Origin of the sequence: Streptomyces himastatinicus ATCC 53653, from assembly GCF_000158915.1 — a bacterium.
Classification (GTDB): Bacteria; Actinomycetota; Actinomycetes; order Streptomycetales; family Streptomycetaceae; genus Streptomyces; species Streptomyces himastatinicus.
Map to the genome: position 1 here is coordinate 102,936 of NZ_GG657755.1, position 9,251 is coordinate 112,186.

Sequence of the window (9,251 nt, forward strand, 5' to 3'; positions counted from 1 at the left end):
CGACGCCGAGAAGCAGGCCATCGAAGCGTCACGCAAAGCAGACCGAGACCTCAGCTACCTCTGCTACAGCGAGGGGAAGGCCGGGATCCATCACATGACTGACGAGCGAAGGCAGGCCATCAAGACCGCGCGCGAAGCCGCCGAGAAGGCCCCGTTCGACTACAGGAACAGCCTGTACCGGCGACTCGGCTGACCGTCGCCCGCGGCGCCCGGGCCGACCCGGGCGCCCACCACCTTTCCGCCTGACCACCCCGCCACCACCCAGGAAGGATCCGATCCCCGTGACCCCCACCCCGGCCCCGGAGCCGACCAACACCCCCGAAGGGGACCGGCCGACCACACCCGCGGCCGGGACCGTCAACCAGCCCCTCACCCCCACCCAGAAAACCCTCATCGGCATCGTCACCGGCGCCGTCCTCACCATCGCCACCCTCGGCTTCATCGGCTCCTACACCGCCGTCACCAAACTCGCCATCGCCAAGGGCTTCGGCCAGTTCGCCCACGCCTTCCCCATCGCCGTCGACGCCGGAATCATCGCCTTCCTCGCCCTCGACCTCCTCCTCACCTGGCGCCGCATCCCCTACCCCCTCCTCCGCTACACCGCCTGGGGCCTCACCGCCGCCACCATCGCCTTCAACGCCGTCGTCTCCTGGCCCGACCCCGTCGGCGTCAGCATGCACGGCGTCATCCCCGTCCTCTTCGTCATCGCCGTCGAAGCCGCCCGGCACGCTGTCGGCCGCATCGCCGAGATCGTCGCCGACAAGCACATCGAAGGCCCGCCCGCTTCGCGCTGGTTCCTCAACCCGGTCGGCACCTTCATCCTGTGGCGCCGCCAGCGCCTGTGGGGCATCCGCAGCTGGGACCAGGTCATCGATCTAGAGCGGGAGCGCCGCATCTACATCGGCAAGCTCCGCAAGGACCACGGGCGGCTGTGGCGCCGCAAGGCCAAGGCCGATCAGCTCCTCGTCCTCCGGCTCGCCCGCGACGGCATGAGCATCCAGGACGCCATCGCCCTCCCCGAGAAGGAGGCGCAGAAGCTCGCCGAAGACCAGGCGAAGCGAGACGCCGAAACCCGAGCGAAGACCGAAGCCGAAGCCGAAGCGAAGCACCAAGCCGAACTACGGAAAGCCGAAGTCGAAGCGAAGCGGCGCGCCGAACTCGCCGAAGCCGAAGCAGCCGAAGCCGAAGCGAAACGGCGAGCCGAAGTCGCATCCGAAGCGGCCCGACTCGAAGTCGAAGCGAAGCAGCGCGAGGACACCGAAGCCGCCCGGCTGCTCGCAGCCGAAACCGAAGCGAAGCTCGCGGCCATCGCCCGCGCCGAGCAGGACGCCGAAGCCGAAGCCGAACTGAAGCGCCAGCAGCGCGCCGCCGAGCAGGTCCGGCTTCAGGCCGAAGCGGCACGTCACGCCCAGCAGCAGGCCGCAGCCGAGGCTGAGCGCCGCCGCCAGCAGGACGCCCTGGAGCGGGCCCAGCGCATCGCCGCTCGAGCTTCCGAAGCTTCGGCTTCAGCTTCGGACTCCGCTTCAGGTTCGGACGCGAAGCGCTCCGGCACTTCAGGTTCGGCTTCCACTTCAGGTCCGACTCCCCGACCGATCGCGCCCCAGCGGGGGAAGCGGCAAGCCGAAGTCGAAGCACTCCTCGCCCGCATGGTCGAAGCGAACGACCCGAAGTGCGTGTCCCTCGAGGACGTGATGGCCGACTTCGACCTGAAGCAGACCACCGCGTACGACCGGCTGAAGACCGCCCAGCAGCTGTACGCCGACGCCCAGAACCCGAAGTCCGCGAAGACCGCCTGAGACCGAGACCAGGAGACCAGAGACCCATGGACAAGCCCGCCGACCCGATCGTCTTCGGCCCCGAGTACGACCCGCTCGCCCGGCCTCGTATCCCGCAGACCGCCAGCAGCCCCGCACCGGTCGCCAGCGAGGACCGTATCGACGAACCGCAGCTCCTCGCCGGCCGCACCGAACGCCGCACCCGCTTCGCGGCCCGGACCAGGCGAATCTTCAAGCGGCACCTGGATTCGACCCGCACAACCATCTGACCAGCAGAAGACCGCCTGAGACCGGAGACCAAGACCATGGACATCAACGAGATTTTCACCGAGGCCGGGATGCGGGAGACCACCAGTGCCTTCCGGGACCAGCACATGGAGGACGCCCGCCAGTACGGGCAGCTCGGCGACATCATCAAGTCCCGCCTGGAGCAGCAGACCATCGACGGCGACGGCCGGTTCTCCGCCCGCTTCCGCGCGCGGAAGGTGTCGCGGCAGGTCAGGCGTATGGAGAAGGCGTCGAAGAAGGCCGCGGCTGCCGCCGAGGCCCTGCACGGCGCCTACGTGAACGAGGTCGTGGAACTGCCGCAGCGCCGGGAACTGGCCGCGGCCCGGAAGGAGGACCGCCGCCAGAAGCGCGCCCTCACCGCCGGCCAGTTCGTCGCGAAGTCCCTCCAGAAGTCCACGGACAGCCTGAACGGCGCCCGCCGCAGGAGATTCCGCAGGTCAGCGGGGTTCAGCAGCAGGTGCCGCAGTTCGTTGACCCGCTGCCGCACAACTTCACCACCGCCGGTCCTGGCGGCGGCCAGGCGCTGCCGTCGATCGGTGACTTCTTCGGCAAGGAGGCCATGTGAACGCGGCCCAGGCGAAGGCGGCGCAGGCGCGGCTCGCGAACCAGGCCGAGCACTACAACGCAGCGCAGGCGAAGGCCGCGGAGAAGGGGCCGATGTACCTCATCACGTTCTGGACGAACGTGTGCCGGAAGCTCGCGAAGGACGCGCTGGAAAGCGGCGATCCGAGCGTCGCGAACGGCCTGGCGTCGCATCTCAACGACTTCTACCGGGCTCACACGCAGTGACCGTATTCATCATCATCACCCGCCGAAAACGAGGTGATGAACGGCCCAAGGCGCACGCGCAACGCGCACGCGCGAGGGTGCCCGATCCGACTACCCACTGTCAACCCCGAGAGGAGGCGCAATGACCGACAACAACGTGATCAGCTTCCCGCGTATCGGGTTCAACCTCACCCCCACCACGACCCCTGCGGCGACGCCCGACAGCCCGGCCGTCACGCCCCCCGCCGCCCCCAGCACCACGCCCGACACCGGCAGCAGCGACCCGGTACGACGCGGCCCCCTGGACGCCATCGCCGCCCTCCGTGACCCGGGCCTGACCGAACCCGTCGTCACCGCCCCCGCGGCCGCCGGGGACTTCGACCTGGTGCCCGCCACCTTCCGCAACGACCCCGCTGCGCCCGCGGCCCCGGACGGCGGTCAGGACCCGATCGGCCCCCGCCTCGGGGCCCTGTCTCTCGCCGCGATCCTCGCCGTCGCCGTCGCTGCCCTGCGCGGCATCCACACCGCCGCCACCACGTGGAGGGAGCGCCGCAAGGAGCGGCAGCAGCGTGCCGAGCAGACGGTCGCCTCCCTCGCCTCCGGCGGAGGCAGCGGCGGCGGCAAGGGGAAGGGGAGCAGCGGCACGGGCAGCACCGGCAGTGGTTCGGGCGGCGCCGGGGCTGGTGGTGGGGGAGGGAAGCGTCGGAAGGTCCAGCCCGGTCACGAGTACGGCCGCGGCCTCCTCGACAACCTCGGCGGCAAGGGGAAGAAGAACAAGGGCGGAAAGGCCGGTGGAGGCCCGTCTGGGGGCGGTAAAGGCCCCGGTGGGGCTGGCGGTCCGGGCGGTGGCTCGAAGGGCTCTGACAAGGGCTCCAAGGGCCGCTCCGGCGGCGGGCACGGCGGGGACTCTCCCTCCAAGCACCGTCGCCAGGACCGCAACCGCAAGGCGAGCGGCAACCGCGGCCACCACAGCAGCGGCACGGGTGGCGGCTCCGGGAAGAACCACACCGGCGGCCACCGCAAGAACAAGACCCCCAAAGCGCCCCACCGCGGGTCCCAGGGCGCCGGCCACAACCTGAAGAAGCACCAGAAGAACGCCCAGCGGGACAACCGGACCCGGCTCCCCGAAGCGCTGAAGGACAGCACCCACAAGGCAGCTGACCGGCGCCTGGACAAGCGCCGCAAGAACCTCGACACCCCAGCCCTGTGGTCCAACGACTCCAAGTCGCCGAAGAAGGGCCCGAAGAGCAAGCTGACCGGCGGCCGCGGCGACGTCGCGCCCAAGAAGACGTCCGGCAAGGACCGCACGGACAAGAAGGAGACCGACGACGGGCCCGACATGTCGAAGCTGTGGGACGCCCTGAAGCACGACACGAAGACCGCCGCCAGCGGCCGGTGGAAGAACCGGGGCAAGAACCGCCGGAAGCCTCCGGTCTGGAGGGTCGACGCCACCGACACGCCGAACAGCGACAAGACCCGGAAGCCCAGGGCGAAGAAGGACAAGGGCGCGGGCGCGAAGTCGAGCAACGGAAGCCGGTGGCAGCGGGCCCGCGACCGCGCCCGCAAGCTCCACGACCAGTGGGCCGCGAAGGACGCCCCCAACGCTGGCGGCACCACCGGCGCCCCTGGCCCTGGCACTGGCTGGTCCCGCAGTGAACGGCGCAGCCCCTTCGAGAACGTCGGCCGCTCCACAGGCGGTGCTACCTGGACCGTCGAGCGCGAGGACTACCCCGGAGCCCAGGCCAAGCGGTGGGAACCAGCCGCGATCACCACCGGCACCCCCGCCCTCCCCGCTACCGGGCCCGCAGCCCTCGACCCGGCGCCCGCCCCACACACGGCCCGCCCCGGCACCCGCCGACCCCGCCCTATGCCCCCAGCCCCCAGCCCCAGCTCATCCACCCGCACCCCGGAGGCCCGAACGATGGCCGCACACCTCCCCGCGCAGGCCCCCGGCGGCCACCGCATGGACGACCAGCACGCCACCGAAATCAGCCTCGACGACGCCCTCGACGACTACGGCGACTTCAAAGACGACGGGTTCAAAACCCACGACCAAGCCCACAAGCTCGCCAACCGGGCCATCAAACTCCGCGACACCCTCACCGCGTTCGCCGAAGACCTCGCCACCAACCACAACCTCATCGGCCCCCGGTTCTCCCGCGCCATGGCCCGCATCGCCGAGTCCATGGACCTCGTCGCCCGCATGGCCGAGGAAATGCAGGACTCCTCCCTCGCCGCAGCCGAGATGGCCGAGGCCGCGGACAACGACCTCAACGACGCCTACCGGCCCTACAGCACCGCCACCGCCGACGCCGGCCTGTCCACCCCGTCCGCGCCCATCCACAACCAAACCTGAGCAAGGAGCAGACGGTGAGCGACAGCAACGCGATCGAGCCCACTGCCGTACAGACTGGCGCCGAAATCGAGCACGTCGGCGACAACGCCCCCGTACCCGCAAGCGGCGGAAAGCCCGACCGGCCCACCTGGTCCCGCGCCATCCACGGCATCCTCAACTTCGTCACCCTCGCCGCGCGCATCATGGCCCTCGCCGCCGCCGCGGCCCTCCTCAAGGAGCAGCTGCACCTGCTGAAGGCCCGCATGCACAACGACGCGGCCCGCGCCCGCCGCCTGGCCGAACACCTCAACCAGGCTGGCGCCGACACCCGCTTCCAGGCCCAGACCTTCGAGGTCGCCACCGCCTTCGAACGGGTCGCCGAGTCCTCCGGCGAACTCGCCCAGGCCGCCGACGACATGGAAGCCAACGCCCGTGGAGTCCGCGACGCCCACGAGGCCGAATACCGCGGCATCTACGAAGTCCGCCAGGCCAGCCCCTACGCGCAGCCCCTGCCCGGCTTCAGCGCCGTCCGATAACCCGCCCGCCGCCCCTCATCCAGCGAAGGAGGACACCCCCGTGACCACCGAACCGATCACCGCACACGCCTTCGGGACCGTCTGGACCGAACAGGCAGCCCGCTATGAACTCGGCCGGTCAGCCCGCTACGAACACGCCCGGTCCATTCACCGCCGGGTGAAGCTCGAACGCGCCGTCTACGGCGCCGCCACCCTCGGCATCACCATCACCCCCCAGTCCGAGACCCTGTGGCAGTCCCACCTCGCCGCCGCCACCGCCGCGGCCGGGTCGCTCGCCTGGCTGTGGCGGAAGGGCCAAGGCAGAGCACGGCTGGCACGCCTTCATCAAGACCTGCAGCGCACACTGCCCCTCTCACGGCGCCAGCCTCTTACTTCACCAACTTGCTTCAACCCCGGAACCCCGTGGTGGGAGATCGCCGACGCGATCGGCTGGGGCCTGACCATGACCGCCACCGCTCCCGTCAGCCGTGCCCGCCAGCTGCCCACCCCGCCCGCGGCCTCTACGGACGCAGCCACCCAGCCGAAAGCCCTCCAGCTCGCCCCCACCACCTACGAAGAAGACCGCGCCTACCGATGGGCCGCCGCCCGAGCGACCGGCACCACCCGCCTCACCCACGTCACCCGCTACCAGCACGGCCTGCCCGACTTCCACGGCATCGTCGTCGCCGAAGCAGGCGAAGCCGTCCCCGACCTCAACCCCACCGCCCTCGCCGCCGTCTTCGACTTCCCGCCCGGCAGCGTCGTCCTCGAACCCATCCCGAACTCCGGACCCGGCCGGAAGCACCTCATCGCCGCCCCCACCGCCCTCGCCCGCCGCGCCCAGGCCGACGACGACCCCATGCACCGCCTGTGGAACGCGAAAGTCTCCCACCCCAAGGGCGCCGCCCCCGGCATGATCCTCGCCGACTACCGAACCGAACCCAACCGCATCGCCCTCCGTGTCACCGCACCCGACGACCAGCTCATCCAGCTCAACCAGAAGAAGATCGCACGAGCCTTCGACTACAAAGACACCAGCCTCGTCATGGTCGAAACCGACGGCCTCGGCGACGGCCTCATCTCCCTCTACAGGACCCACCCCCTGCTGAACGTCCGCGAAGCCACCGCCGCCGACCTCACCATGGCCCCCGACGGCACCATCGCCCTCGGCCAGCAGCCCGACGGCCGCATCGGACGCATCCCCCTCTACGACCCGCAGATGGGCGCCATCACCGACCTCTTCGTCGGCGCACCCGGCGCCGGCAAGTCCGTCACCCTGCTCCACGTCATCGCCGCCGAACGCATCAGCGGCATCGTCTCCATCGTCGCCGACGCCCAGGACGGCATGAGCCTCCCGGAAGTCGACGGCCGCGTCTTCCACTTCGGCAAGGGCATCGCCGCCACCGCCGCGACCCTCGCCGCAGCCGTCGACCTCGGCAAATACCGCGAATCCGTCAGCGCCGAGAACGGCTGGGGATCCTTCGAGATCGGTAACCCGTGGCCGCTCGTCAACGTCACCCTCGACGAGCTGAACCGCATCCTGTCCGCCGACGCCACCGTCCCCCGCCCCTTCCGCAAGTGGGTCACCGGACTGGTCGGCGACACCCAGTCCACCGGCCGCAAGCTCGGTCTCGGCATCCGCTTCGCCGCCCAGTCCATCCACCTCGCCGACCTAGGCGACAAAGACCGGATTCGCGCCAACGCCAAGAACGGCACCGTCTGGCTCGGCCGCACCAACAGCAGCACCACCCAGCACATGGCCCGCGACGGCGTCCTGCCCCCCGGCGTCGAAATCGCCCCCATCCCGCGCTACTTCGGCACCGGCGAAGGCAGCGCCATCAACGCCGCCTTCGAAGGCAAGGAAGCCCAGCACGGGCCCATCACCGCCGGAATGGCCAACATCATCAACGGCGGCAGCCTCTTCACGAACCGCACCTGGTTCGCCCGCAAGGAGAACAAGACCTACCCGCACCTCATCGACCTCATGGAAAGCCACGACATCCCGTGGCTGACCGAGCAGGAAGTCATCGTCTTCGGCGTGTCGTACCAGCGCTGGCTCGCCTTCGCCGAAGCGCTCCTCGCCGGAGAGGGCGAGGAGGGCATCCAGGAGGCCGTGGACGCACACCAGGGCGTCGTCAAGGAGCAGTCCGCGTTCCTCGGAGACGACGAGGACGACGACCAGCCCTCCGCCAGCAGCATCAAGGACCGCATCCTCGACGTCCTCGCCAACGGCCCCATGGCCCTCAAGGACGTCCGAAAGCGCCTCGCCGACGAGTTCGCCGCAGGCAGCGTCAACAACGCCATGGGCGAACTCCACAACATCGACGGACTCGTCACCGTCGTCAGCCGCGGCGTCTACCAGCTCACCCAGTAACCCACCCCGACAGGAGACCCCCACCCGTGAACCGTCTGCCCGAGCCCCAGCAGCCCACCGCCACCCCGGCTGGGCAGCCCACCCCCGAAGTCCTCCGCAAGGCCGCCGAGGTCGCGGCCGCTGTCGACGCCGTCTACCACGGCCCCACCTCCTACCGCGACCACAGCCCGCTCCCCGCCATCGGTCCCACCCCGCCCGTGGCCCAGCCCGGGCAGCCCCCCATGAGCCAGAAGGCGGCCGACATCAGCGGCCTGATGAAGGCCAGCAGCCTCCCCATCTTCGCCCTTGGCACGGCCGCCACCGGAACCCTCTGGGCCTCCGGCCACGCCAACCCGCTGGTCATCGCCTTCATCTGTGCCGCCCCGCCCACCCTCGCCATCGCTCTCAGCCGACTCATGAAGGGCGTCAAGCAGGCCGTCGAGGCCACCCCGACCGAGCACCACCACCACTACAACGCCCCCGTCTACCAGGACCACCGCAGCGTCAACACCCAGACCCGCGGCGTCTGGGCCACCACCCGCAACGAACTGCCCCGCTGACCACTCCATCCACCAACTCACACCTCGGGGGAACCCATGACCCGCACAGCCCGACGCCGCACCGGCCGCTTACACCTCGGCCTCACCGGCTGGTCGCTCGTCCTCTTCGCCCTCTACATCTCCGCCAAGACCTGGCCCGTCCAGACCGCGGTCATCGCCGCGGTGCTGGCCCTGGCCGGTGTTGCCGCCGCGGTCCTCCTCCGCCGCCTCGACCCCCGGGCCCGGCGCCAGCTCCTCGTCACCCTGCCCCGCCCCCGCCGCGCCACCAGCCGCAGCCTCGCCGCCTACCGGGCCATGGACCCTGACGACTTCGAGCACGCGATCGCCCGTCTCGCCCGCCGTGACCCCGGGGTGCGCGACGCCATCCCGCAGGGCGGATCCAACGACCGCGGCCTCGACGTCCTCGTCCACCTCCACGACGGCCGCCACATCCTCATCCAATGCAAGCGCTACGCGCCGCCGAAGAACGTCAGCAGCGAGGACGTGCAGAAGACGAACGGGACCTACCGCGACATCCACCACTGCGTCCTCGCGGTCATCGTCACCACCAGCTCGTTCACGCACGCCGCCCTGGAGACCAACGTCCTCCTGGCCCGGCCCCTCGTCCTGGTCGACGGACCGGCCCTCGCCGACTGGGCCGCGGGCGGGCGCCCGCCG

Annotated in this window: 9 protein-coding genes; all 9 read left to right on the forward strand. The window is 70.5% G+C overall.

Translation table 11 applies throughout. The annotated features are described in order from the left end of the window. Nucleotides 1-193, forward strand: a 193-nt coding sequence (locus SSOG_RS55260; protein ID WP_208867581.1) for a hypothetical protein, incomplete at its 5' end; no start/stop codon positions are given. Between the two features lie 88 nt (nucleotides 194-281). Continuing rightward, nucleotides 282-1,796 (forward strand): DUF2637 domain-containing protein, encoded by a 1,515-nt coding sequence (locus SSOG_RS46305; protein WP_106516746.1) that lies wholly within the window; start codon nucleotides 282-284, stop codon nucleotides 1,794-1,796. Between the two features lie 26 nt (nucleotides 1,797-1,822). Continuing rightward, nucleotides 1,823-2,044 carry a hypothetical protein gene (locus tag SSOG_RS46310; RefSeq protein ID WP_009721254.1) on the forward strand — a complete coding sequence of 74 codons (222 nt, stop codon included), beginning with the start codon at nucleotides 1,823-1,825 and terminating at the stop codon, nucleotides 2,042-2,044. Nucleotides 2,045-2,624: 580 nt separating this feature from the next. Next, nucleotides 2,625-2,852 carry a hypothetical protein gene (locus SSOG_RS46320; protein ID WP_009721185.1) on the forward strand — a complete coding sequence of 76 codons (228 nt, stop codon included), beginning with the start codon at nucleotides 2,625-2,627 and terminating at the stop codon, nucleotides 2,850-2,852. Between the two features lie 121 nt (nucleotides 2,853-2,973). After that, nucleotides 2,974-5,187 (forward strand): hypothetical protein, encoded by a 2,214-nt coding sequence (locus SSOG_RS53000; RefSeq protein WP_009721256.1) that lies wholly within the window; start codon nucleotides 2,974-2,976, stop codon nucleotides 5,185-5,187. Between the two features lie 14 nt (nucleotides 5,188-5,201). Continuing rightward, the gene (locus SSOG_RS46335; RefSeq protein WP_009721257.1) at nucleotides 5,202-5,702 is read left to right on the forward strand and encodes a hypothetical protein; all 501 of its coding nucleotides are present in this window, start codon (nucleotides 5,202-5,204) and stop codon (nucleotides 5,700-5,702) included. A 40-nt stretch (nucleotides 5,703-5,742) separates the two neighbouring features. Next, entirely contained in the window at nucleotides 5,743-8,055 is a 2,313-nt protein-coding gene (locus tag SSOG_RS57310; RefSeq protein ID WP_039942968.1) for a hypothetical protein, read from the forward strand. A 26-nt stretch (nucleotides 8,056-8,081) separates the two neighbouring features. Then, the gene (locus tag SSOG_RS46345; protein WP_009721259.1) at nucleotides 8,082-8,594 is read left to right on the forward strand and encodes a hypothetical protein; all 513 of its coding nucleotides are present in this window, start codon (nucleotides 8,082-8,084) and stop codon (nucleotides 8,592-8,594) included. A 36-nt stretch (nucleotides 8,595-8,630) separates the two neighbouring features. Then, nucleotides 8,631-9,251 (forward strand): restriction endonuclease (locus SSOG_RS47465; RefSeq protein WP_009721260.1); only part of this gene is annotated, 621 nt, incomplete at its 3' end.